The following is a 23,053-nucleotide window of genomic DNA, read 5'->3' on the forward strand; positions in this document are numbered from 1 at the left end:
GAAGCGTGCCTTCACGCCGGGGCGGAGCGATACGATCGCTCCGCCCCCGCGCACCACTTACATCCGCACCGGCTTACATCTCCGGCATCGGCAAACACTCCATCACCTCGACCCCGTCGCCGGGGAAGATCGCGAAGTGCGGGTGGTTTTCGAACAGCGTCGCGGCGGCTTCGTGCGACTCCGCCTTGACGACGGTGTAGGCGGCCATGGCGTTGCGGGTGTCGGCGATGCCGTCGCTGGTGATGCGCTTGGTTTTGCCCAGCGGCGCGCCGTGATCGACGATGACCGCGGCATGGGTGGTCGCCCATTGCTGCCAGGCCTGTATGCCGGCCTTCTCGCGCGCTTCGCGCGTGGCGGCGTCCAGGTCCTTCCAGGCCTCCATCGCTGCGGGGGAACCGGTAAAGATCGCTAGGAAATGCTTCATTGTGGTCTCCTGTGGGGGTACATCACGGGGGCGGCGAGCCATGGCTGCCATGCGTGAACTGGGATCCGTCGGTAGTGCAGGGGCGACTTGATCTACCGTGCGGATGTCGGGAGGGCCGTCGGCGGCGAAGGAGCCGACGGTGGTCGGGGGAGGTCGCGATGGGCTTGAGCCCAGCCTGCGCCGCGTTTACTTGTCGCCTTCTTTCTTCATGCCCTTCAGCAAGGCCACGATCGCCATCGAATGACCGTGGCCCAAGTCGAAGTCCTGCTTCAGCCAGGCGATCACGTCGCCGGCCTTGATCCCCGGCAACAAGCCCTTGGGCCCGGCCAGGCCTTTCTTGGCGGCCAGGGTGCGGAAGTCGGCCGGGGTCTTGCCGGTCTTGGTCTGGATGTTGTCGAGATAGGCCTGGAACGACATGCGGGCGGCTCCTGATGAGTGGGCGAGCGCCTGGCGCCGGAGGGGCGGTGCGGGGCTCTTACCAGGACGACGAACGGGGGCGGGCGAAATCGACACGCCGGCACGAATAAATGTGCGGTCGGCTGACCTGCGTCTGTGCCCGCCCCGGACTGCGGCGACAGAACGGTCGCCTGCATCCTGGCACCGCGAACCAGACTGCCCGGTGATGGCGGGCCGGGTCCGTGCGCGCGCGGCGAGCGGTTTTAACGCGGTGTTAAAGTGTGGCCCCTCCTTCACCCAGCGCGAACGCCACGATGACCGTCCCAGCCTTCTACCCGATCGGCACCCCCGGACAGCCCTGGGGCGCGGCGGAAGTCGCCGAATGGCGTTCGCGGCAGGTCCGCCATCGCAGCTACGAGGCCGACGTGGTGGGCAAGATCGACGCGCTGCGCGCGCGGTTCGACGTGGTCGAGTACGGCCGCCTGGACTACGCCCCGGACAGCTACCCGCTGTTCGCGATCAAGAGCCGCGACTGGCGCGACGATCTGCCGACCATGCTGGTGACCGGCGGCGTGCACGGCTACGAAACCAGCGGCGTGCACGGCGCGCTGCAGTTCGTCGAACTCCATGCCGCGGGCTACGCCGGCCGCGCCAATCTGCTGGTCGCGCCCTGCGTCAGCCCTTGGGCCTACGAGCGCATTCATCGCTGGAACCCGGACGCGATCGACCCGAACCGCTCGTTCCGGGAGAACAGCCCGGCGCAGGAATCGGCCGCGCTGTTGCGCCTGGTCGCACCGGTCGGCGCCAGCGTGCGGATGCACATCGACCTGCACGAAACCACCGACAGCGACGAATCCGAGTTCCGGCCGGCCTTGGCCGCGCGCGACGGCAAGCCCTACGAGCCCGGCGAAATCCCCGACGGCTTCTATCTGGTCGACGACGCCGAACATCCGCAGCCCGAGTTCCAGCAGGCGGTGATCGCAGCGGTGGCGATGGTCACCCACATCGCGCCGGCCGACGCCAAAGGCGAGATCATCGGCTCGCCGGTGGTCGCGCCGGGCGTCATCAACTACGCCTTGCGCCCGCTGGGCCTGTGCGCCGGCATCACCGACGCGACCTACCGCACCACCACCGAGGTCTACCCCGACAGCCCGCGCGCCACGCCGGCGCAGTGCAACGCGGCGCAGGCCGCGGCGGTGTGCGCGGCCATCGATTTCGCGCTGCAATCCAGCTAGGACGCGCCCCCGGATCGGGCGCCGATCATCCAGCAGGCCGCGGTGAAACGGACTTCCGCGCCGTGGACGAAAGGCTCGAAGGCCGCGCGGACCGTAGCGATCACCCGTTCGCGGGTTGCCTCGTCCGCCGTCTGCAGGCTCATTCCGACCGGACCGAGCCGGCTGAGGTAGGGAATCAGGTCCGGCTCGGGCAGGGAGCAGGGCACGTCGATCGGTCGGATATCGATCTCGCTCCAGCCGCTGTCCTGCAGGATGGCCTGCACTTTTCGCCGCTCCGCGAAGGCGAATTGTCCGGGAGCGTCGGGCTGTCGGATGGGCAGATCGGTCAGCAGCGGCGCCGCGGCACGTTCGGCGGTCGTCATGAACGGGTTCTCCGCCGCGGCGCGCCAGGCGATGAATCGGAGCTCGGCTCCGGGCTTTGCGGCGCGGCGCAGGTTCGCGAAGGCCGCGACCGGGTCGCTGAAGAACATGACGCCGAAACGCGAAAGGACGAGGTCGAAACTCTGCGGCGCGAAGGCATGCGTTTGCGCATCGGCGACTACGTAGTGCGCCGACGCACGCTGTCGTTCGACGCGGGCCCGGGCGGCCGCGATCATCGGCTCCGAAATGTCGACGCCGACACAGCCGCCTTGCTCGCCCAGTCGTTGCGAGACCGCGAGCGTGATGGCGCCGGTGCCGCAGCCGATATCGAGCACCTGGCGCGCGGCAGCGAATGGAATCGTCTCGAGCAGCAGGTCCTGGAATGGCTGGAATAGCCGGTCGAGCATCGCCTGCGCGTCGACCCAGGCGCGCCCGGCGGAGCCGTTCCAAAGTGCGGCCTGGGCGTCGTCGGCCTGCGGTTTCGTATTCATGCGGTCTGCCTCGGCATTGCCTTCAAGTGGCGGAAGCCGCATCGTGCAACTTCAAGCCGACTTGAGGTCAAGAGTATGAGCGAACTGGATATCGCGCAGGTCGTGCAGCGGTCCGGGGTGCCTGCCTCGACGCTGCGCTACTACGAGGAAAAGGGGCTGATCGCCTCGATCGGCAGGCGCGGCCTGCGCCGTCAGTTCGATTCCGGCGTGCTGGAGCGGCTGGCGCTGATCGCGCTGGGACGCGCCGCCGGCTTCTCGCTGGACGAGATGGCGCTGATGTTCGCCCCGGACGGCCAACCGCGTATCGACCGCCAGAAGCTCAAGGCCAGGGCCGAGGAGATCGATCGGACCATTCGCCGCTTGAGCGGTCTGCGCGACGGCCTGCGGCATGCGGCCGCGTGCCGTGCGCCCAGCCATATGGAATGCCCGAGCTTCCGCCGGATTCTGCGCGCGGCCGCATCCGGCGTGGTCGGATCGAGACCCGGGGCGCGATCGTAGCGCCGCACCGCCGATGCCGAGCCCGCTAGTTGGCGCGGGCTCGGCAACCGCAAGCGTTAGCGATTCACCGACGGCCCGTTCACGCCCACGTAGCCGTTCGCGCAGCCGGTGGTGCAGGTGGTCGCCAGCATGTTGTAGACGATGCGGCCGGCGTTGCTCTTGGAGCGGAAATGGCCGATGCCGCTGCTGGTGTCGCCGCCGCCCGCGTTGTAAGGGCTGCCGTCGCTCCAGTCCCAATCGTAGGCGTAGGCGCTGCTGCCGACGCCGATGTCCACCTGCGCCTTGACGTTGCCGGCCGCGTTGAACAAGGCACCGCTGCTGCAACCGCCGGAGTAGCTGGTGGTGAAGCAGTGGACCTGATCGTAGAGACCGGCGGTGATGGTGTAGAACGAGATCGTACTGAGCAGGGTCGGCATCGCGCGCAGGCTGTTGCTGCCGCTGCCGGTCCAGCGGTTGTAGCCGTAGTAGACCGCGCCGCTGCTCGGATACAGGCCGAAGGTGTAGTAGTCGTACGGGAAGACGTAGGCCTCGGCGTTGCAGGTGGGCGCGTACGGCGACTGATAGCCGGTGCTCAGGCAGGTCTGCAGACCGCGCAGACCGCCGGCTATGTTGACGAAGCGGCGCACGCTGCCCTGATAGCCGTAATAGCGCAGCATCGCCAGGGTCATCGACGAGCCCAGCGAGTGCGCGACCACATCGACCTGGCTGCGGCCGGTGTAGAGCTTCACCTTGTCGATGAAGGTCTTGAGGATCTGGTATTTGGCCGGCTCGTGGTAGTTGTACTGCGGCGTGGCGCGCTCGTCGGCGTCCAGGTAGGTCACGCCGAACAGCTCGCAGTCGTTGTAGCCACGCGCCTTGAGCTCGTCGTAGATCGAGTTGGCCGGCGTGGTGTAGCCGGCGACGGGCGAGGGCGGCATGTCGAAGCTGATCGCGCTGTCGCCGTTGCCCGACACGAACACCACCGGCGTGCGCGTGGCGGTGCAACTGCCGCCGCCGAAACCGCCGCTGCCCACGCCGGGGCTGAAACCGCCCGCGTACTGGCTGGCCGCGCCCTGGCAGGTGTAGCCGTTGTTGCTGCCGCAATCCAGGGCCTGCGCGGCCGTGGGCGCCAGCAGGGCCGCGCCGCCCAGCAGCGGCAGCAGGACCGTCATCGCCAGGCTGGAAACGCGGATACCGGAAGAAACGAACTTCAGCGTGCTGCGGAACATGAGGTCCCTCCCCAGGGTGTCAGTTCGATCACAACGAAAGCCGGATCGGACGATGGTGGACCGGCGGAATGGGCTTGGGTATTGCACCTATGGGCATGTGCGAGGCGTCTTTGCCGCGGCGCAACAAGCCATTCGGGCGCTTGCGCGGTTCCGCTTCACAGCGCGCTATGGGACGCGTTCCTGGCTAAAGGGCGCGAATCCGCGCCCTCCATCCCTGGTGACAATGGAGCGCGTTCATGCCCACCCCCGCCAAGAAAAGCGACGAAGCCCAGCTGGAGGACTACCTGAAGTCGCTGGGCCTGAAGAACCAGGTCAAGGTCATCAAGGACTACGGTATCGGTTCGCTGGAATTCCTCAAGGCGGTCTGCGGCAATCCGGCCGAGCGCAAGGCGTTGGCCAAGCAGATCCGCGGCGACACACCGGACGGGCCGGCGCGCATCGCCGCCGGAATCGTGGAGAAGCTCACCGCCAAGCAGGTGCAGGCGCGCATCGATCAGCTGGCGAGCGAGACCGACGAGCCCGGCAGCGCCGGCTTCGACAGGAAGAAACAGCAACTGGCCGAGGCGATCGAAGCGGTCGAGAAGTTGCGCAAGGAAACCGCAGAGGCGGCCGCCGCCGACCGCGAAGCCGCGACCAAGCAGGCGCAGGCGCAGCTCGACCGCATCCTGGCCAAGGTCAGCGCCAAGGACCTGCTGAAGGGAGGCGACGCCAGCTTCGCGACCATCGCCAGTGCGACGGCGCTGATGGAACGTATCCAGGACGGGCTGCAGAGCAAGATCGCCGACAGTCTCAACAGCTATCTGGATCAACGCCCGCGTAGCACCGCCGAGCTGCTGGAGGAGAACCAACTGCTGCGCGGCTACTGCGCCACCGCCGCCGGTCTGGTGCGCGCCAGCGGTTCCAACCTGCTCGACATGGCCGCGCTGCTCGGCAAGCCGGCGCCGATCCAGACTCAGGACTTCGAATTCAGCAGCGAGACGGCTTATAGCGAGGCTTCGCAGCAGTTCGAGACCTCCGCCAGTTCCTACGCCACCGCCAACAGCGCGCGCGGTGCGATGTTCCTCGGTTCGGGCATCGGCGCAGCCAGCCTGATGGTGCAGTACGCCAATGCCGGCCAGCGCCAGAAGGACGAAACCGCGATGAAGCGGTCGCAGAAGGCGACCAAGCTGCGCGTGCATTACCAATGGGCGCCGCAGGCGACGCTGACCCTGCCCAGCAACCGTTTCGCCCTGAGCGAGGACGCCCTGGATGCCCTGCGCGCGATCGAGGCTGAGCCGCCTGGGCAGCGGCAAGCGGCGGCGGCCGAGTTCCTGCGCGGCTTCGGCAGCCATGTGTTCTGCACCGCGGCGCTGGGCGGCTGGTACAAGCACGTGGCCAAGGCCAGCTGCAGCTCCGTCGAGCAGATGAAGACCCTGGACGAAGCCTTGTCCACCGCCACCAACTGGGCGGTATCGGCTTCGGCGTCCTACGTCGGCCTGACCGGTGCCGGCTCGGTGTCGACCGCGCATGCCGGCGGCGTCAGCGCCGCGCGCGCGACCTCGACCGCGATGTCGTGCATGGTCAAGGATCAGCAGGTGTCGGTGGCCACCAGCGTGTTCGGCGGACTGCCGGAGCTGCCCAGCGATCTGTGGCTGACCAGCGTCAAGGCCAATGCGCATTGGCAGGTGATCGACCGCAGCGACGAACAGCCGGTATGGAAGATCGTGGGCCTGCTGCCTGCGAAATCGCTGGGATTCGATCGCAAGCTCATGGCCGAATTGCTGGAGCGGGCCTGGGTCAACGAAGTGTTCATTCCGTCCATCGCCGATGCGAAGGTGCGCGAGACGATGCGGCTGAAAGCGCCGGCGACCGCCGCGGCCCTGACCGAGACCTTGCTGGCGCTGACCCGGCCGCCGGCGATGCGACTGACCGTGTTTCAGCGCCGCTGGGATCAGCCCCAGCAGCACTTCAGTGAGGAGGTCGCGTTGCCGAAGGGCTACAAGATTCTCTCCGCCGGCGTGTCGGGAGTCAGCCAGCGGCTGGGCAACTTCGTCGTCGCCAGCTACCCGAAAGTCAGCGGCAAGGGGCGCGACGAACGCTGGAGCTGGTGCGCGCGCATGAAGGACATCAAGTTCGTCTCGCCGATCTGCCACGCCATCACGATCGTCGCGCTGCACGACCCCGACGATGTCTGGGACGTGCGGATCTTCGCCAAGGAGGCCACCGGCCATCGCAGCCTGCACGAAATCGCGCTGCAGCCGCCGGACGACTACCTGCTCACCGGTTGCGGCGGCGAAGTGGACGTGTTCGCGGGCGTAGCGCTGAAGGCCTGCGGCTTCGCCCAGTTGGACGGCAAGCCGCCGGCGGCGTTCGAGCGTCAGTGCCAGGTGGTGGTGCGTACCGCGGACTTGATCACGCCGTTCCCGCATACGGTCAAAGCCTACGCGATCGGCATCCGCGCACGTGCGGGCACGCCGCTCGAAGCGCAGTACCAGTACCACCGCTTCGGCGCCTCCAGCAACCACGATCACACCGTGACCCATCCCATGCATCCGGGCGGCGACGAGAGCAGGCGCAGCGTGATGATCGGCGGGGGCGCGTGCCTGACCGATGCCGACATGCACCACTGCCTGACCGGATCGCGTCCGGTCGTGTCCGATGCCTGGCGCGCGGGCGCGGCCCCGGTCTATGGCTGGCTGGCGACCAGCAAGGATCACGAGAACAGGGCGCCCAGCGCGATGACCATGTATACGCTGGGGCTGTCGAACGTCGAGATCGTGTGGGAGGAGGAGCCCGCGGCGGGCTGAGGGTTCCGGAGGCGGTACGACCGATGCCCGGTAGCCGCGGTTTTCGTCCGTAGCCGCACGGTCGTCGGCATGGATGTCGGCATATCCCTGTCGGCGCACGGCTTCGGTTTGCCGCGATGCACAAGAAATTGGGCGCTACCCCCGATTTGCCTGCTACGCTTGCCGTACGCACTTTCGTCGGGGGGACGAAATGGGCAACAAGGACGTGGGAGCCTGGCTGCTGTTGCTGGTGCTCGTCGGGTGCGCCGAGTCGCCGCGGCCCGAACCGGCCAAGCCGCAGCAGGCTGGTCAAGCGCTCGATCCGGCGCGCACCGCTGCGCGCATCGCGTCGATGCGGGCGAATGCGATGCTCGGAGATCAAGAGGGCGCGCAACACGATGCCGAAGCCTTGAGCGCGGATTTCCTGCGCTCGATGAAGCTCGCCGATCCCGCACGCAGTGTCGACCGCGAGTCGGCGCGCATCGCCGCGCGCAGGGTGGTAGGCGTGAGGTCGGTGGTATGGATCGACCACGAGAACCTGTTGGTGCTCGTCGAGCGCAACGAGCAGCGCAGCTACGACACCATCGACAGTATTTGTCTCCAACTCGAACCCCTGGGCGACACCCTTGGGGTCGTGGTCAATCTGCAAAGCGGGGCGGCCAGCAATGGCGATGAATTGGAGATACTGAGCCGGAACTGCCAGCTCCAGCCTGGCGACCGGGCCTTGCTGCAACGCAAGCGGCAGGTCGACGTGGTCGATCCGCGCATACGTGCGCAGCATCGTGCGAACCAGGTGCGCGCCGCGCGAGCCCCCGACCCGGCCGAACAGGCCGCGAACGCACGCATTCTCGAAGCGAGCACGCCCGAGATGTGAAATCGTATCCAGCTCGCACGAACTCACCCATCACAAGGAAGGATGCCGTGAACCAGAACGCCAGCACCGCCACCCAGCCGATGCTCGACGACAGCCTGACCATCGCCCTGGCAGTGGCCTCCAAGGCCGCCTACGACTACTACAGCGGCACGCCCTTCACCTCGCCGCAGGGCTACGACCAGATCGATGCCTGGACCGGATGGGACGCGTTCCTGTTCACCGGCTCGGAGGAGAAGTACGGCCTGGTGTTCCAGTCGATCTCCGACCCGGGCACCTACATCTTCGCCTTCCGCGGCACCGATTCGGACATGGACGCGTACGAGGACGTGCATTTCCTGACCACCGACTTCGTCCCTAGCAGCGGCAGCATCACGCCTGTTCCGCGTGTGGCCTCGGGCTTCTACGGCATCTACAACGGCATGGGCGACGGCATGACTCAGTCGATGCGCGAGCAGTTGTTCGCGCTGATCGACAAGTACCAGCCACAGCAGGTCTACGTCACCGGCCATAGCCTGGGCGCGGCGCTGAGCCAGCTGTTCTCGCTGGACCTGGCGATCAGCCAGCCGCTGACTTCGACCAATATCAACTTCTCCAGCCCAATGGTCGGTACCGACAGCTGGCAGGTCGCTTATGCCAACACCATCGCCGACGGCGCCAGCATCCGGGTCTACAACTATTGGGACTACGTGCCTTCGCTGCCGCCGTCGGACCTGGGCTACACCGCGGTGGGCAGCGGCTTCCGCACCGCGTTCTACGTGCAGGACGAGTGGTACCCGCACGAACTCTCGCGCCATTCCATCGTGAATCTGACCACCGTGTTGAGCAACGCGTTGCCGCTGAATCCGCAGCAATGGCCGGGTACCTTCCCGGATTATGTCGAGCCGTCATGGACCATGCTCAGCACGGTGCCGCCGTCAGGGCCCGACGTGCGCTGGGCGGATCGGATCGGCGGTTACATGGCGTTCGAGCGCAGCTTGCGGGTCGCCTGATGCGGTAGCGTCTGCGGCATCGTCGGCCGCTTGCGGCAACAAGAAAGGCGGCCCCGAGGCCGCCTTTCTTGCTTCCGGTCCGGCGGGGCAGCGGACAGGACGATTACGGCAGCGGCGTTCCCTGATCGGAGATCGCCAGCCACTTGCCGCGATCGTAGGTGTAGGTGACGCCGGTCAGCGCGTGCGAGCGGAAGCCGATGCGCGGGATCTCGTACACGGTTTCGTAGAGGATGTAGGCCGAGCTGCAGCCGTCGACCACGCGATAGCGCTCGGTCCAGCTCCACTGCGCTTCGCGATTGGCGAAGTGGCTGGCGAAGGTGGCCATGATCGCGTCGATGCCGATGCGGGTAGCGCCGCTGCCGAACACGGTGATCGCGCGTTCGTCGTGCACGGCGCGGAAGGTCTCGGCGTCGTAGTCGCGGAAGGATTCCATGTCCATGCGCTGGGCGATCTCGAACTGGCGCGCGCACAGGCGGGTCAGGAAGTTGTCCTTCCAGTCCATGCCGACGTGGTGGGCATCGCCGGCGACGGCGGCGGTGGTCGAGCTCAGGGCGATCAAGGCGGCGGCGTTCAGGGCGAGCGTGCGGATCGGATGGGAAGTGCGGGTCTTCATCGTCGGTACCTCCATGTGGTTGGACACGGCGGACCTTAGGCCGCCGGCGCGCCGGCTTGGAGTGCCAATTCGTGTGCGGTGGAGAGGGCCAATCGTCGCGGCGGCCGGGAGGCCGGCCATTAGGCGATCCGATTGCGACGCCGGAGATCAGGCAGGTGGGCGTTCGGTGGCGATCAACAGCACGCGGCTGTCCTCGGTCAGCGCATGGGCGCTACGCAGCGCGGGGTCTTCGGCGCAGCGCAGCAGACCGGCGACGCCGGCCGCGCCGGAAGGCGTGGTCTGCGGGCCATCGGCGTCGCGCAGCGTGCCTGGTGCGGCGAGCAGCTGCGCTTCGTCCACGACGATCGACGCGGCTCCATGGCGTTTGAGGATCGCCACGGCCGGCGCCGAGGCCAGCCCGCACGACAGCATCTCCGCCGAGGTATGCAGTTCGCCCGGTACGCGCAGCGGTCGGCCTTCGGACAAGGCCAGCGCCACGCAGGCGGCATCCGCCGGTTCGACCACGAGCAGGCGGCCCGGCCCGGGCAGGCGCTGGTGCAGGCCTTCGGCGACCGCTGCGGCGAGGCCTCCGACGCCGGCCTGGACGAAGGCATGGCTGATCCGGCCGTCGCCGTGTTCGTTCAATTGCTCGTGCAGTTCGTGCAGCAGCAGGCCGTAGCCGGCCATTACGTCGGCGACGACCGGATCGTCGGGCTCGTCGCTGGTGTCGGCGATCAGCAAACCATCGCCGCGCGATGCCGCGCCGGCGGCCGCATCGACCGCGTCGTCGTAAGTGCCGTAGATGCGCACGACCTCGGCCCCCAGGCGGGCGATGCGGCGCGCGCGGGCGGCGTCGACTTCGCTGGGCAGGTAGACCGACGCGGACGCACCGGCACGCGCGGCCGCGGCGGCCACGGCCAGGCCGTGGTTGCCGTCGCTGGCGCAGACCAGGCGGAGCGCGCGGACCTGGTGACGGCGGTCTTCGAGCTCGCGCAGCGAGTCCGCGCCGATCGCGCGTGCGAGCGCGCGCAGGCCGGCGTACAAGCCGCCCAAGGCCTTGAAGTTGCCCAGCGGGCGCTCGCCTTCGCACTTCACCAGCACCTGGGCGACGCCGGCGCGGCGTGCCAGCGCCGGCAGGGCGATCAGCGGGGTGGGGCGGTAGTCGTCCCAGAGTTCGGCGATGTTCCAGTGCACGGTGCGGGCGTCGGTATTCATGCCGACAGTCTGCCCTGCCGGCGCGCGGCGCGGCCGCGTTGTGGCGGCGCGGACGCGGAAAAAAACCGCGACGGCGCCGGCCGATGCGGAAATCCGTCGCGGCGCCGTTGCGTCATTCGTCTCCGTCCAGCGGAATCGGAATCGTCAGCCCGCGCTTGACCACGCCCAGCGCGACATTGGTGGTGAAACGCTTGACGTTGGGGTTGTCGCCGACCAGGCGCGCCATCAGCGCGTCGTAGGTTTCGGTGTCGGGCGCGGTGATGATCAGGACGAAGTCGGCTTCGCCGGTGACGTAGAAGGCCTGCTGCACGTGCTCCTGCGCGGCCAGCCATTGCCGCAGTTGGGCCAGCAGTTCGGGCCGTTCGCGTTCGACCTGCAAGGACACCACGAAGAAGGTCGGGCGGCCGACCTTCTTCGGATCGACCACGGCCGCATCGCGCACGATCACGCCCTGCTCGCGCAGGCGGCGTAGCCGGCGCTGCACCGCCGACGGTGACAGGAACACCTGTTCGGCCAGTTGCTCGGCGGTCTGGCCGGCGTCTTCCTGGACCAGGTTCAGCAGTTGGCGGTCGAATCGGTCCAGCGGCATACGGGCTCCGGAACGGGGTTGAAACGCGGAAAAAAAGCGCGCGAACGCATGGCATCGCGGCCAAACCGCGGGGACGCGCTCCTAGGATGCTAGCTCCAAATCGCAGGCCCCGCCCATGGATTTCCCCGCACTGCAGAATTTCATCGCCCGTCGCTGGCAGGACGACCTGCTGCCGGTGCTGACCGAGTACATCGCCATCCCCTGCCAGTCGCCGGCGTTCGAGCCGGACTGGGCCGAGCGCGGCCACATGCAGCGCGCGGCGACGCTGATGACGGACTGGGCGCGTGCGCGCCTGGCCGAAGTGCCCGGCGCCCAGGTCGAAGTGGTGACCTTGCCGGGGCGCACGCCGGTGATCTACGTCGATGTTCCCGGCGAGGGCGGCGCGCCGGTGCTGGTTTATGGGCACCTGGACAAGCAACCGCCGATGGACGGCTGGAATCACGGCCGCGATGCCTGGACGCCGTCGCTGGAAGGCGAGCGCCTCTACGGTCGCGGCGGCGCCGACGACGGCTACGCGATCTTCGCCGCGATCCTGGCGCTGCAGGCCTTGCGCGCGCAGGGCTTGCAGCATCCGCGCTGCAGCATCCTGATCGAGGCCTGCGAGGAATCCGGCAGCGGCGACCTGCCGCACTACATCGAGCACCTGGCCGATCGCATCGGCGTGCCCGCGGTGGTGATCGCGCTGGATGCGGGCTGCGGCAACTACGAGCAGCTGTGGCTGACCACGTCGCTGCGTGGCCAGGTCGCCGGGACCCTGAGCGTGCGCGTGCTGGAGGAGGGCGTGCATTCGGGCGACGCCTCCGGCGTGGTGGCCTCGTCGTTCCGGATCGCGCGGCATCTGTTGTCGCGATTGGAGGACCCGGGCAGCGGCGAGATCGCAGCCGAGTTCCAGGTCGCCATTCCGGAATCGCGCCGTGAGCAGGCGCAAGCCGCGGCGGCCGCGCTCGGTGCCGGGCTGCATGCGCAGCTGCCGCTGACGGCGGGCCTGCGGCCGGTCGATGAGGATCCCGCCGAGCTGCTGCTCAACCGCGCCTGGCGAGCGCAGCTGGCGATCACCGGTCTGGACGGCATGCCGGGCGTGGCCGACGCGGCCGCGGTCATGCAGCCTGCGACGCGCCTGAAACTCAGTCTGCGCCTGCCGCCGACGCTGGATGCCGACGCGGCGGCGGTGCGGCTCAAGGCCATGCTCGAAGACGATCCGCCGTACCGCAGCCAAGTCGCATTCCGCGTCGACATGGTGTCCAAGGGCTGGCACGCGCCGGCGACGGCGCCTTGGCTGGCGGAGAGTCTGGAGCGCGCCTCGCAGTCGGCCTTCGGCGCGTCGGGCGCGTTGATCGGCGGCGGTGGCGGGATACCGTTCCTGGCGATGCTCGGCCAGCGTTACCCCGACGCGCAGTTCGTGGTGACCGGCGTGCTCGGGCCGCAATCGAACGCGCACGGCCCCAACGAGTTCCTGCACCTGCCGACCGCGCAGCGGATCACGGCGATGGTGGCGAGTCTGCTGCACGATGCACAGGCCGCGCCGGCCGCGGTCGCTCTGGACAGTGCGAGCCTGGCCGCCGCAGCCGCCGTCGCATGATCGAATCCTGGTCCGATCCGGTACGCGGCCCGCTTCAATGCTCGTCCGCCAAGACTGGATCGAACGTTCGACGAACCGAATCCCATTTCTCAGTCCACCTTCGCAGACGGCACCCATGAAGCTTCTCTACCAAACCCATTCCCCCTATGCCCGCAAGGTCCTGGTGTTCGCGCACGAGGCCGGCATCGCCGACCGCATCGAAGTCGTGCACCACGAAACCAGCCCGACGCTGCGCAACCCGGAAGTGTTCGCCGCCAATCCGCTGGGCAAGGTGCCGGTGCTGCTGCGGCCGGGCCTGCCGGCCTTGTTCGATTCCGACCTGATCTGCGCCTACCTCGACACGCTGCACGACGGCCCGCGGCTGATTCCCGCCGAGGGCGAGGCGCGCTGGCAGGCGCTGCGCGTGCAGGCGGTCGCGCAGGGCTTGGCGCAGGCCGGCATCGCGGTGCGCTGGGAAACCGTGCGCCGCCCCGAGGCCTTGCGTTATCCGGCGCTGCGCGACGGCTACACCGACAAGCTGATCGCCAGCTACGACTGGTTGGACAGCGAACTCGACATCGAAGGCCCGATCGACGTCGGTCATATCGCGCTGGCGACCACCCTGAGCTGGCTGGAGTTTCGCGGGCTGCCGAGCTTCCGTGGCCAGCGTCCGCGCCTGAGCGCCTGGCTGGACGCGTTCGAAACGCGGCCGTCGATGCAGGCCACGCCGCTGTCGGGCGAGACCCAGGACTGAAGCGCGGCGGGCGGGCAGGGCGGTCGCATGGCGCCGCCCTGCGCCGGGGTTACTGTTCCAGCAACAGGTACTCGCCCTTCTGGCCGTAGCGCTTGGCGTTCGCGTCCACGCGCGCGCACAGGGCCTGGCCGCAGCGGCTCAGGGCGCCGGACTTGGTCGCGCGCAGGATGTCGCTGGCGAACTCGGCGCGCTTGACCTCGCGCCCGCTCTGCCAGATCAGGTAACCGGCGCCGCTGGCGGCGAGCACGGCGCCCAGGCCCAGGCCGATCAGGCCGGTCCAGATCAGCGACTTCTGCTCGCGCTTGAGTTCCTGGCGCTGTTCGTCCATTTGCTGCAAGGTCTTCTCGGCATTGCGCGAGACCTCGCGCAGCGCGGCGGCGGTCTGCTGCAGTTGCTGGCCGTACTGCGCCGACGCGGTGCCCACGCCTTGTTCGATCGCGTCGCGGGTTTGCGCGCCGACCGTGCTGACCAGGTCGCGGGTCAGCAGTTGCGCGTTCGTCTCCCAGATTTCGGCGGTCTGGCGTAATTCGGTGGCGCTTTGGGTGAAGCGGTCGGTGGCCTTTTCGCAGACCACCTCGAACATTTTGGCGACGCCCATCAGCTGGACGGCGAACAACTCCAGATCCTGTTTCTCCATCGTGCGCGTACTCTCGTCCTGCTGTCAGAGCCGCGGCGTCATGCGGCGTTCGGGGCCGTCGTGGCCGGTGGGCGGCAACGTGGGCGGGTTGGGTTGCGCCGGCGATTCCTGCTGGCGTTCGCTCGCTGCGGTACTTGCCTGGTTCTGGGCTTGGTTCTGAGCCTGGCTCTGGGCCTGGTTCTGCGCCTGCTCGCCGCCGCGGCGCTGCAGCGACTGGCCCTGCTCCGACGCGAGGAAGCTGCCGCCCACGGCGCGTGCGCTATCGACGTCGCCGTTCACCGCGGCCTGGCCCAGGCGCTGGAACATCGCGTGGGTGTCGGCGGCGATCGGCGCCGGGTCGGTGTCGAGGCGCGGCTCCGGCGACGGCCGTTCCGGCGGCACCGGTCCGATCGCGACCGGGCGATGCGGGAAGCCGGCGTTCATGGCTTCGTCGCGCGGCTCGTTGTTGTGCGGATCGGGTGCGCGCTTGTCCGGCGTCAACTGGGTCATGCGGTCGCGCTGGCCGTCCTTGTCGAAGTCGGAAGTGCGGTAGAACCACTGATGCTCTTCCGAGCGGTGGACCACGTTCATTTCCGGCGCCGAGGGCAGGGGGCGCTTGTCCAGGAACGGCTGGTCGCTGAGCGAGTTGAGGTAATCGACCATCAGGTTGCCGCTGCGCACCGACAGGCCGTTGAGCGCATAGCTGCCGCCGATGTCGCTGTGCGCGCCGCCGACGGTGACGTTGAGGAAGCGACCGTCTTCGCTGGCGCCCGGGTCCAGGATGCTGGTGGACTTGAACAGGTTGCGGCGCTCGTCCTCGGCGGTGATCTGGAAGCCCGACAACACCGACGGCGGCTGGCGGCGGTCGTGCTTGCGCGGCTCGCCGGTGCCGACCGGATCGAACAGGGCCACGGCCTGCGCCACCTGGTGCGCGGGTACCAGCGGTTCGCCGGTATAGCGCACGTCCTTGAGGTTGCCGAACAGGTCGCGATCTTCCACGCGTCCCTTCGGATCCTGGATGCCGCGTTCGTCGACCAGACGGGTGAAACCGGCGGCCTGCTCGGCGCCGCGGCTGAAGCCGAGGCTGACCACGCGGATCTGCGCGTCCGGGTCTTCGGCCAGCCATTTCTTGCTCTGCGCCGTGAAGCGCGCATACATCTCTTCGATCCGGTCCTCGTAGGAGTTGCCGGTCATGCCGTCCCAGCCGCGCTTGAGCGCGCCGTCCTGGGTGCCCGGGCCTTCGACGTAGTCCACGCGGATATTGGACAGGCCACGGCTGTTGGCCGCCGCGGTCTGGCGCACCACATCGGCGATGTTGGTGTGGTTGACCGGCGCGTCCTTGAGCATGCTGTTGCCGGTGCCGTCGAAGGCCGCGATGAACAAGCGTTCATGCGGGTTCGAGCTGTGCACCAGCACCGGCGTGGACAGCCGCGACAGCGCCTCGCTGGCCTGGTCGAAGCTGGCCAGGTCGTGGGCGTCGGCGGCGTAGGTGCTGACGCCGTCCGGGCCTTTCTTCTTCTTGTCGTCCGTCATCGCACTACTCCTTTAGTACGTATGGCTGAACACCAGGACCGGATCGTTGCGGAAGTCGCTGTGCTTGTTGCCAGGGATCTGCAGCTCGCGGGTGTGGACCATGGCGCGCATGTAGACGTTGACGGTGCGGTCGTTGACCTCAAGCAGGATCTCCGGGTCCTCGGCGATCACCCCAGAGTCGGCGAGTTCGGCGCTGGGCACGTTGTGGCGGATCACGCGGTCCTCGAACAGGTCGGGGATGTCGATCTGCGCTTCGTGGGCGCTGCCGTCCTTGGAACGCCAGCTCACCTGCGCCGGGCCGGGGAAGTTGCGGATCGCGGCCCAGGGCGCGGCGATGTGCTTACGGTAGTCGGCGCCCAGGGTGGCCGAGGACGGTGTCTTGGCGTCGTCGCTGTCGCGCAGGGCGTACTCGCCGTTGTAGAGCACGGTGCAGCCGAAGGTGTCGTAGGCGACGGCGCCGAAGTCGTGCTGCGCGAAGGTCAGCGGCCGGCTGGCGTCGGTCTTGTTGGGCGCGACGTAGGCAGGTTGGGTGGACATGGCGGGTTGGCATCCTGTTGCGAATAGGACAGAAAGCGCGAACGCCCGGGCCAGGACGGCCAGGCGCGGACGAAGGACGGAAGCGCGGGTCTTGCGGCGAGAGGCGGGGAAGGGCGAGGCGCGGTCCGCATCGGAACCGTTACGCCGGCTGCGTGGGCCGGTGTCGCCGCACGGTCGGGAGCTGGCGCCCCGGCCCGGTACTGAATCCATGTTTCCCCCTCCCTTGGAGACCGTCGCCGCGGTCCATCGCCGGCATGAGCGTCGGCCGATGGTAACGCAGCGGCGCTGCGGACACACGCCGGCGTATCGTGAGCGGAGACGCAGGTCCGCTTGCGGCGACGTTGCAGAGCCCGCGCCGGCTAGGTTCGCCCGACCCGCGGTCGCGCGGCGCTCAGGTCCGCTCCGTTATGCTGTCGGCCCTATCCACCACACCCGGAGGCAGCCATGGCTACCGGTTGGGCAGGCGACGGCGCCGTACAGGATCAGATCGACGCTACCGTCAAGGACGCGATCAAGCGCGCCCGCAGTCAATTGCCGCAGGGCCCCGGTCTGGAGCGCTGCGAAGAATGCGACACCGAGATTCCCGAGGCCCGGCGTAAAGCCGTGCCCGGCGTGCGCTTGTGCGTGAGCTGCCAGGAGGCGCACGACCAGGAGCAGGGCGCCAGCGGCTACAACCGCCGCGGCAGCAAGGACAGTCAGCTGCGCTGAGCCCGTAACGCGTCGACGTTGGGCGTTCGCGCGCCTGAACTGGCAGGGCGCGATAGCCGTGCTATATGCTCGCGATGCTCGCCATCCAGGAAGGGACGGCGGTGTTCGCCTCCATCGGCCGCCGCGCCGGTGCGGGTCGAAACACGGTTCGCAAGGCGGTGCGCGCCAGGGGTGGCGCTCACCGTCCGAACCCACGGACGCGGCGTCGTAAACAGGGGATCGCATGAAGCGCAATGCATTCGGACAGGCCTGCGGCCTGATCGTTCTGTTGGTCGCGGGCGCTGCGGCGACCGTCCATGCACACAAGCTCTCGCCCACCGGAACGGCGGAGGAGCGCAGGCTCAGCGGCGTCGGCGGCAGTTGGCTTTCGGGCCTGGAGCGCTATGCCGCCGGATTGGGCCTGAAAGCCTTCGGCGAGCCGGTGCATGAAGAAATCACCAACCGCATTTACGGTTGCGACGGCAATGTCTGCTCCGGATTGGAAAGCACCCGGGCGCCCGCAGCGGTGCTGGCGGGCCTGCGCTGGAACGACGATCCGCCGTTCCGCATCAGCAGCGGCGAAGGCAAGGGCACCCGCTGCAAGGTCACCCAGACCATCCGTTTTCAGACCCAGCCCTATTGCTGGTACCAACTGTTCGACGACGCCAACGACCGCGCCGCGGACGGTGCCGTTTTCGATGCCGCCTCGCGCTCGGCGATGCTCTATCGCACCCATTTCGGCGACCTCCAGTTCCTGCATGCCATGGCCTCGGCCGACGGCGTGGATCCGGCGCAGACGCAGCGCATGATGCTGGACTGGGCCGAGTTCAACTGGAGGATCATGCGCGGCGAATACCGTCTGGACACGCGTCTGAAGGACATTCCGAACGAGATCATAAGCAGCCGTTTCGGACGCACCGACTGGTACGTGCAGGATCTGTACACCCTGGGCAGCCCCGGCCTGCGCCAGCAGATCGATGAGGTGGCGTTCGGCAGCATCCTGCATACGCTGCAGGACAGTTTCGCCGAGGGCCATGTCGATCGCGCCAGTGCGGTGACATCGCGCAGCTGTTCGATCGGCGATGCGCGCATCGACGCGCCGGGGCTGATCACCGAGTTCCATGCCTACAACCGGCAGGACCATAGCCTGCATGCGGAGGCCGATTCGGCGGGCGCTCTGGCCGCGCACCTGCAGGACGAACCGGATGTGGTCGACCTGGGGCGGCAGCTGTTGCGCGCGCACCGGGCTCGGCGCTCGTGGGACGAGGTCAGGCCCTTCTTCGAGTGTGTGTATGCCTTGAGCGACAGCGCGCGCGATGCGACGCCGAGGGATCGCTTCGCCAGGCCCTGATCGCCTCGCTCGACCTTGGGCCCAACGCTGGAATACCGGCGGCGCCGCCAACCCCCTGCCTTCGGCACATACGCGGCCGTCGGCGCGGCCCTATGATCCGGCCACCATCCGAGTACGAGGGAGCTCCGGCATGTCTTCCAGCCTCAATCACGCCTCGCGTTCGCCCGCTTGGGCGCAGGTACTGCTCGGCGGCCTGCTGGTGGCCTTGGGCGACATGAGCTTCGCCGCGACCCTGTGGTTCGGCTGGAACGGCGCCGGCATGGAGCGCTTGTTCCAGACCATCGCCGTCGGCGTGCTCGGTCCGGCCAGCTTCGACGGCGGGATGCAGGCGGCGGGCTTGGGCGTGCTGCTGCACGTGTTCATGGCGACCATGTTCGTGCTGATCTACACCCTGGTCGCGCGCCGTTACACCGGCCTGCTGGCGCGGCCGCTGGGCTACGGCGTTCCCTATGGCGTGGTGCTGTACCTGGTGATGAATTTCGTGGTGCTGCCGCTGTCGCGGGTCAACGCCTCGCCTTCGTTCAAGCACCTGGACTGGATCGCCTGGAGCGTGCTCGCGCACATGGTCTTCGGCGTGATCTGCGTGGTGTTCGCGCGGCGCGCATTGCGCCGCTGATGCAGCGAACCGGCTCGTCGCAGCGCGGCGGCAGGTTCGAGACGAGGTTGGGCGGGTTCTGGTCATCCGGGCCGCCGATGCGTCGGGCACGGCGGCGCCGAAGCCGCTGCGATCTGCCGTTGAGTGGCGCCGGAGCGAGTTTGCGCCTTACCATCGACCGTGCCCTCTGTGGAGCCGCTCACGCATGAACCCGCCCCGTCATCCCGGCGCGCGCAGCGCCGGCCGTCGCCGCGTCGCGCGGCCGTCCCGTCGCGCCGAGGCGCGTGCCTTGCGCTTGATGCCCGGCGAGCTGGCCTGGTACGTCACCGGGCGCTTCTATCTGGCCAACGACAACACGCTGGCCGACTACGGCTACTTCCTGCATCTGTCCGGCATCGACAACGACCTGTTCAACGGCGAACGCGGCGAGACCACCGCGCATTTCACTTTCGCCGCGCGCCCCTTCACCGCTCGCAGCGCGAGCAATGGCGCCCTGCAATTGGGGCTGGATCCGATCGGCGAGTTCTCGGTGTTCCTGCAGCGCGAGCCGATGGGGAATTTCGACGACCCCAGCTCGTTCGCGCAGGGCGAATGCATCGCCACGCTGCGCCGCACCGGCATGGTCGTGGGGACCACGGTCGAGCAGGGCATCACCACGCCGACGCCGGTGATGGCGACCAACGTATTCTCGGCGCGGCTGCTGGAAAGTCGGCCGTTCGAGTTCGGCGGGCGCCGCTACGATCTGGCGCAAGTGCTGGGCGCGGGCGTGACCCAGTTCGGCACCGCCGCAGGTACGCCCGCGACCACGCCGGCCGGTTACCAGCTGGCGGTGCCGTTCACCGGTTCGGCTTTGGCGTTGGGCGCGAAGTAGCATCCGACCGCCGTTGGGCAGCCCGCCTGGCCTGATCGGCGCGCGCGCCGCGTTGGTGATCGTTGGCGCCGGGGAATGGCGCGACGCGGGCTGCGGCCCGCCATCACAGGGAGTGAGGCCGTGAAGAAGGCGCTGGGTTTGCTGTTGGCGGCGCTGTTGGCGTTCGCCGGCTATTGGCTGTGGCGCGGGTCCGGGTCGACCGAGCCCGCATCGACGGCGCCGGCTTCGAGCCCCGTGATCGCGTCGTCCGCCGCACCGCTGGCGCCGGGTTGGCCGCAGGGCGATGCCTTGCGGGTAACGCTCAAGCCCGATCCCGGTGCCGTGTCCTTGACCAAGGCGCTGTACCGCGACGGCGATGCGGTACTGGAGCAGCGTTGGCCCGACGGCAGCACCGAGCGCTGGTGGTACCCGCCGTCCGCGCCCTCGCGCTATGTCGGGCGCGACGGTCGCGAGGCCCTCGCGGGTGTCGAGGTCGCGCCGTGAGCGCGGGCCGCGAGCGCTTGCGCCTGCTGTTCGTGGTCGCATTGGCGCTGGTCGGCGTCGATGCCCACGCGCAGGTGCAATGTCCGGCGCCACGCGCGGCCGGCGATAAGTTGCGCAAGATCAACGAAGGCTTCACCCAGAACATCACCGAGCCGCTGATCCGCAACAACGTCGGCGGCTTGGGGCCGGTGCTGTGGACCTACATCGCCGGACAGGCGCGTGCGGAAAGCCTGGGCGGAAAAGTGGATAGCGCGGGCAATCACACGGTCAAGGCCAGCAACAATCTATGGAACGTGCAGAAGGACGCGAAGCTGGGCTGCGCGCAGATCACCATCGTCAACTGCAAGGCGAGCAACCTGGGCAAACCCCTGGCCGTGTCCAAGGCCGAGGCGTTGAAGGCACCCATGGACACGCCCTGCTGGATGGAGAGCGGCCAGTCCATGCAGGCCGTGACGGTATGCTTCCCCGCGTACCCGAGTCTGAAGGACGCCGCCGACGAATACCTGGCGTTCCGACCTTCCTACACCGACCAACTGAAGGCCATGGCCGAGGCGGGCACGCCGGGCATCGACGAATTCCTCCAGCATCTGGGCGCGACGGGTTGGTCGTCGCGGATGCGCGCCGACCCTGCCAACTACAAAGAAGAAACCCACGACAACATCGACGAAGCCCTGCGCGGCATAGCCGAACGCCGCGACACCACCGAACGCGAACTGGAACAAGTGCAGCAAGCGATGTTGGCTTGGTGCGTAGACCCGCACGGCACCGGCGATCTGGCCCAGCGCGAGGCGCTGGTACGGCAGCAGGACGCGCTGCTGGAACGGGTGGCCCTGTACGACAGCGTCTGCCTGCGGCCGACGTCCGGCGGAAGTCCGGTGCCTGCGCCGACTCGCAGCAACGTCAGCGAAGGCTGCCGCAAGCCCGATCCGAAGGATGATCCTCCGGGCGCCCCGCCGGCGCCGACGGGCAGTAGCGCGCACGGCGCCCAGAACGGCGGCGGCGTGGTCGGCGAACCGCACTACATCACCCCCAGCGGCGCGGTGTTCAGTACCCAGCGCGCCGGCGAGTTCTGGTTGTTGCGCAGCGCGCGCGGCGCGCAGATCCAGGTTCGTCAGGAGCCTTGGCACGACAGCGCTTCGGTCGCGGTGGTGAGCGCGGTCGCGTTACGCGCGGCTGGGCGCCGCGTAGGCGTGTATGCGGACGGCATCCGCATCGACGGCCGCCCGCTGCAGTGGGCCGGCGGCTTCGTTCAACACGACTTGGGCAACGGGAATGCGCTGGGTGTGTGGGGCACGCCGACTCAGCCCGAGGTGAGCGCGGTGATGTGGGCCGACGGCAGCACGCTGCGCGTGATCCATCATGGCAGCTGGTTGGATGTCGATTACCGGGTGATGCGCGGCGCCGACAGGGCCCAAGATGCGGGCCTGATCGGGCGTGCCGACGATGACCCGCGCCACGACTTCGTGCCGCGCTCCGGCACCGTGCTCGAAAATCCCGATGCGACCGGAGTCGACGCTTTCGTGCAGAGTTGGCGCGTCGGGGAAAGCGAGTCGCTGTTCGACTACGCGCCGGGCCGCAACGCGGCCAGCTACGACCTGCGCGATTTTCCGCGCAGGCCGGCCGCGCCAACGACCGCGGTGCTGACGCAGTCGCGAGAAGCTTGCGTTGCGGCAGGCGTCGCCCCAGTCTTGCTGGACGCCTGCGCTTTCGATCTGGCGGTCACCGGCGAACGAGGTTTCCTGCGCTCGCACCAATTGGGTTCGCAAGCGCTGGGCCGGGTGACGAAAGCGCCCGTCGCGGTAGCGCGCAAGCCCGGCTCGACCACCTACTTCGCCGCGCAGTGGGCACCCGACATCAGCCAGGCCGTAGCGCTGCAGAACGGCAGTACCTACACGGCGGCGATCGAGGCTGGGCAACGCAGGACCTATCTGATCGACATCACCAAGCCGGATGTCGGCGACCTGTTCGTACTCTCGCATCAGATGAGTTGCATCGGCGACCCTTACGACGGCAAGTCGCCAGGCTATCAGCTGTTCGACGCCGGCGGTCGGGCCTTGTCCAAGAGCTTGGCGATCTGCTCGGATCTGTACTCGGGGCCGATCCGTCCGGGCAAGTACTACCTGGTGTTGGTCGGCGCGGCATCCGGGGCGGCGGCCACGATCAAGTTCGAGGCCTTTCACCATTGAGGCGCGCCGCGCTCAGCGCCGGGTCTGCTCGGCGGCGCAGCGCGGGCAGGCTTCGGCCCGCGCATAATGACGCAGGGCTACGTGCAGGGCATCGGCCGCGTGCACGAACTCGCCCAGGTGGATCCGGTACAGCGGCAGACGCGGGCAACCCAGCGCATGCACTTGGTAAGCACCGTTGGCCAGTGGCGTGCGGTTGAGGTAGTAGCTGGGCATGGGGGCGTCCCGCGTTCGCGACCTCTTACTGTG

The 23,053-nt window shown here is 68.3% G+C and carries 24 protein-coding genes; 13 read left to right on the forward strand and 11 right to left on the reverse strand.

What is annotated here, in order from left to right; all coding sequences use genetic code 11:
- Positions 1-73: 73 nt before the first annotated feature.
- Both ASE10_RS11990 and ASE10_RS11995 read right to left on the reverse strand, forming a co-directional pair.
- Positions 74-424, reverse strand: a complete 351-nt coding sequence (locus ASE10_RS11990) for a hypothetical protein (protein ID WP_056305295.1) — start codon at positions 422-424, stop codon at positions 74-76.
- A gap of 186 nt (positions 425-610) precedes the next feature.
- On the reverse strand, positions 611-841 hold the full coding sequence (locus tag ASE10_RS11995) for a DUF4287 domain-containing protein (RefSeq protein ID WP_055905902.1): 231 nt from the start codon (positions 839-841) through the stop codon (positions 611-613).
- A 293-nt stretch (positions 842-1,134) separates the two neighbouring features.
- On the opposite strand from ASE10_RS11995, the gene ASE10_RS12000 reads away from it, so the two are divergent.
- Positions 1,135-2,055: a M14 family metallocarboxypeptidase gene (locus ASE10_RS12000; RefSeq protein ID WP_055905905.1), complete on the forward strand. Its 921-nt coding sequence runs from the start codon at positions 1,135-1,137 to the stop codon at positions 2,053-2,055.
- Here ASE10_RS12000 and ASE10_RS12005 read toward each other — a convergent pair.
- The gene (locus tag ASE10_RS12005) at positions 2,052-2,906 is read right to left on the reverse strand and encodes a class I SAM-dependent methyltransferase (protein ID WP_056305297.1); all 855 of its coding nucleotides are present in this window, start codon (positions 2,904-2,906) and stop codon (positions 2,052-2,054) included. The two genes, ASE10_RS12000 and ASE10_RS12005, sit on opposite strands and share 4 nt — an antisense overlap.
- Before the next feature lie 75 nt (positions 2,907-2,981).
- Here ASE10_RS12005 and ASE10_RS12010 point away from each other — a divergent pair, with 75 nt between their 5' ends.
- Positions 2,982-3,404, forward strand: a complete 423-nt coding sequence (locus ASE10_RS12010) for a helix-turn-helix domain-containing protein (RefSeq protein WP_055905911.1) — start codon at positions 2,982-2,984, stop codon at positions 3,402-3,404.
- Positions 3,405-3,460: 56 nt separating this feature from the next.
- Here the strand turns inward: ASE10_RS12010 and ASE10_RS12015 are convergent, their stop codons facing one another.
- Positions 3,461-4,612, reverse strand: coding sequence for a hypothetical protein (locus ASE10_RS12015; protein ID WP_055905914.1), 1,152 nt, complete (start codon positions 4,610-4,612; stop codon positions 3,461-3,463).
- Between the two features lie 236 nt (positions 4,613-4,848).
- On the opposite strand from ASE10_RS12015, the gene ASE10_RS12020 reads away from it, so the two are divergent.
- The 3 genes from ASE10_RS12020 to ASE10_RS21085 all read left to right on the forward strand — a co-directional run bounded on the left by ASE10_RS12020 (position 4,849) and on the right by ASE10_RS21085 (position 9,240).
- Positions 4,849-7,398 (forward strand): MAC/perforin domain-containing protein, encoded by a 2,550-nt coding sequence (locus ASE10_RS12020; protein WP_055905917.1) that lies wholly within the window; start codon positions 4,849-4,851, stop codon positions 7,396-7,398.
- A gap of 190 nt (positions 7,399-7,588) precedes the next feature.
- Positions 7,589-8,251, forward strand: coding sequence for a hypothetical protein (locus ASE10_RS12025; protein ID WP_055905920.1), 663 nt, complete (start codon positions 7,589-7,591; stop codon positions 8,249-8,251).
- Between the two features lie 47 nt (positions 8,252-8,298).
- On the forward strand, positions 8,299-9,240 hold the full coding sequence (locus ASE10_RS21085; protein ID WP_235565856.1) for a lipase family protein: 942 nt from the start codon (positions 8,299-8,301) through the stop codon (positions 9,238-9,240).
- 103 nt (positions 9,241-9,343) lie between these two features.
- Here ASE10_RS21085 and ASE10_RS21090 read toward each other — a convergent pair whose 3' ends face one another.
- The 3 genes from ASE10_RS21090 to ASE10_RS12040 all read right to left on the reverse strand — a co-directional run bounded on the left by ASE10_RS21090 (position 9,344) and on the right by ASE10_RS12040 (position 11,636).
- Entirely contained in the window at positions 9,344-9,853 is a 510-nt protein-coding gene (locus ASE10_RS21090; RefSeq protein WP_162250456.1) for a hypothetical protein, read from the reverse strand.
- Positions 9,854-10,000: 147 nt separating this feature from the next.
- Positions 10,001-11,047: a pyridoxal-phosphate dependent enzyme gene (locus tag ASE10_RS12035; protein WP_056305299.1), complete on the reverse strand. Its 1,047-nt coding sequence runs from the start codon at positions 11,045-11,047 to the stop codon at positions 10,001-10,003.
- A 112-nt stretch (positions 11,048-11,159) separates the two neighbouring features.
- Complete coding sequence (locus tag ASE10_RS12040) at positions 11,160-11,636, reverse strand: Lrp/AsnC family transcriptional regulator (RefSeq protein WP_056098351.1); 477 nt, start codon at positions 11,634-11,636, stop codon at positions 11,160-11,162.
- Positions 11,637-11,751: 115 nt separating this feature from the next.
- Between ASE10_RS12040 and ASE10_RS12045 the strand changes: the two genes are divergently transcribed.
- Together ASE10_RS12045 and ASE10_RS12050 are read left to right on the forward strand one after the other, a co-directional pair.
- The gene (locus ASE10_RS12045; RefSeq protein ID WP_056305301.1) at positions 11,752-13,215 is read left to right on the forward strand and encodes a M20/M25/M40 family metallo-hydrolase; all 1,464 of its coding nucleotides are present in this window, start codon (positions 11,752-11,754) and stop codon (positions 13,213-13,215) included.
- Between the two features lie 115 nt (positions 13,216-13,330).
- Positions 13,331-13,948 (forward strand): glutathione S-transferase, encoded by a 618-nt coding sequence (locus tag ASE10_RS12050; protein WP_056305303.1) that lies wholly within the window; start codon positions 13,331-13,333, stop codon positions 13,946-13,948.
- A 49-nt stretch (positions 13,949-13,997) separates the two neighbouring features.
- Here ASE10_RS12050 and ASE10_RS12055 read toward each other — a convergent pair whose 3' ends face one another.
- Genes ASE10_RS12055 through ASE10_RS12065 form a run of 3 tightly spaced genes read right to left on the reverse strand, consistent with a single transcriptional unit; the run spans position 13,998 to position 16,634 of the window.
- A complete protein-coding gene (locus tag ASE10_RS12055) occupies positions 13,998-14,585 on the reverse strand; it encodes a hypothetical protein (RefSeq protein ID WP_055905935.1) in 588 nt (195 codons plus the stop codon).
- Positions 14,586-14,609: 24 nt separating this feature from the next.
- A complete protein-coding gene (locus tag ASE10_RS12060; RefSeq protein WP_056305305.1) occupies positions 14,610-16,097 on the reverse strand; it encodes a DUF2235 domain-containing protein in 1,488 nt (495 codons plus the stop codon).
- A gap of 12 nt (positions 16,098-16,109) precedes the next feature.
- Positions 16,110-16,634: a hypothetical protein gene (locus tag ASE10_RS12065; RefSeq protein WP_055905941.1), complete on the reverse strand. Its 525-nt coding sequence runs from the start codon at positions 16,632-16,634 to the stop codon at positions 16,110-16,112.
- Positions 16,635-17,078: 444 nt separating this feature from the next.
- Between ASE10_RS12065 and ASE10_RS12070 the strand changes: the two genes are divergently transcribed.
- The 6 genes from ASE10_RS12070 to ASE10_RS12095 all read left to right on the forward strand — a co-directional run bounded on the left by ASE10_RS12070 (position 17,079) and on the right by ASE10_RS12095 (position 22,807).
- Complete coding sequence (locus tag ASE10_RS12070) at positions 17,079-17,342, forward strand: DksA/TraR family C4-type zinc finger protein (RefSeq protein ID WP_055905944.1); 264 nt, start codon at positions 17,079-17,081, stop codon at positions 17,340-17,342.
- 223 nt (positions 17,343-17,565) lie between these two features.
- Entirely contained in the window at positions 17,566-18,672 is a 1,107-nt protein-coding gene (locus ASE10_RS12075) for a hypothetical protein (protein ID WP_056305307.1), read from the forward strand.
- A 130-nt stretch (positions 18,673-18,802) separates the two neighbouring features.
- Complete coding sequence (locus tag ASE10_RS12080) at positions 18,803-19,288, forward strand: hypothetical protein (RefSeq protein ID WP_055905949.1); 486 nt, start codon at positions 18,803-18,805, stop codon at positions 19,286-19,288.
- Positions 19,289-19,472: 184 nt separating this feature from the next.
- Complete coding sequence (locus ASE10_RS12085) at positions 19,473-20,138, forward strand: hypothetical protein (RefSeq protein ID WP_055905952.1); 666 nt, start codon at positions 19,473-19,475, stop codon at positions 20,136-20,138.
- A gap of 120 nt (positions 20,139-20,258) precedes the next feature.
- Positions 20,259-20,621, forward strand: a complete 363-nt coding sequence (locus tag ASE10_RS12090) for a hypothetical protein (RefSeq protein ID WP_055905955.1) — start codon at positions 20,259-20,261, stop codon at positions 20,619-20,621.
- Positions 20,618-22,807, forward strand: coding sequence for a hypothetical protein (locus ASE10_RS12095; RefSeq protein WP_055905958.1), 2,190 nt, complete (start codon positions 20,618-20,620; stop codon positions 22,805-22,807). Before ASE10_RS12090 ends, ASE10_RS12095 begins: the two co-directional genes overlap by 4 nt.
- A 12-nt stretch (positions 22,808-22,819) precedes the next feature.
- Here the strand turns inward: ASE10_RS12095 and ASE10_RS12100 are convergent, their stop codons facing one another.
- A complete protein-coding gene (locus ASE10_RS12100) occupies positions 22,820-23,020 on the reverse strand; it encodes a hypothetical protein (RefSeq protein ID WP_055905961.1) in 201 nt (66 codons plus the stop codon).
- Positions 23,021-23,053 lie beyond the last annotated feature (33 nt).

Origin of the sequence: Lysobacter sp. Root76 (assembly GCF_001428685.1) — a bacterium.
Classification (GTDB): Bacteria; Pseudomonadota; Gammaproteobacteria; order Xanthomonadales; family Xanthomonadaceae; genus Lysobacter.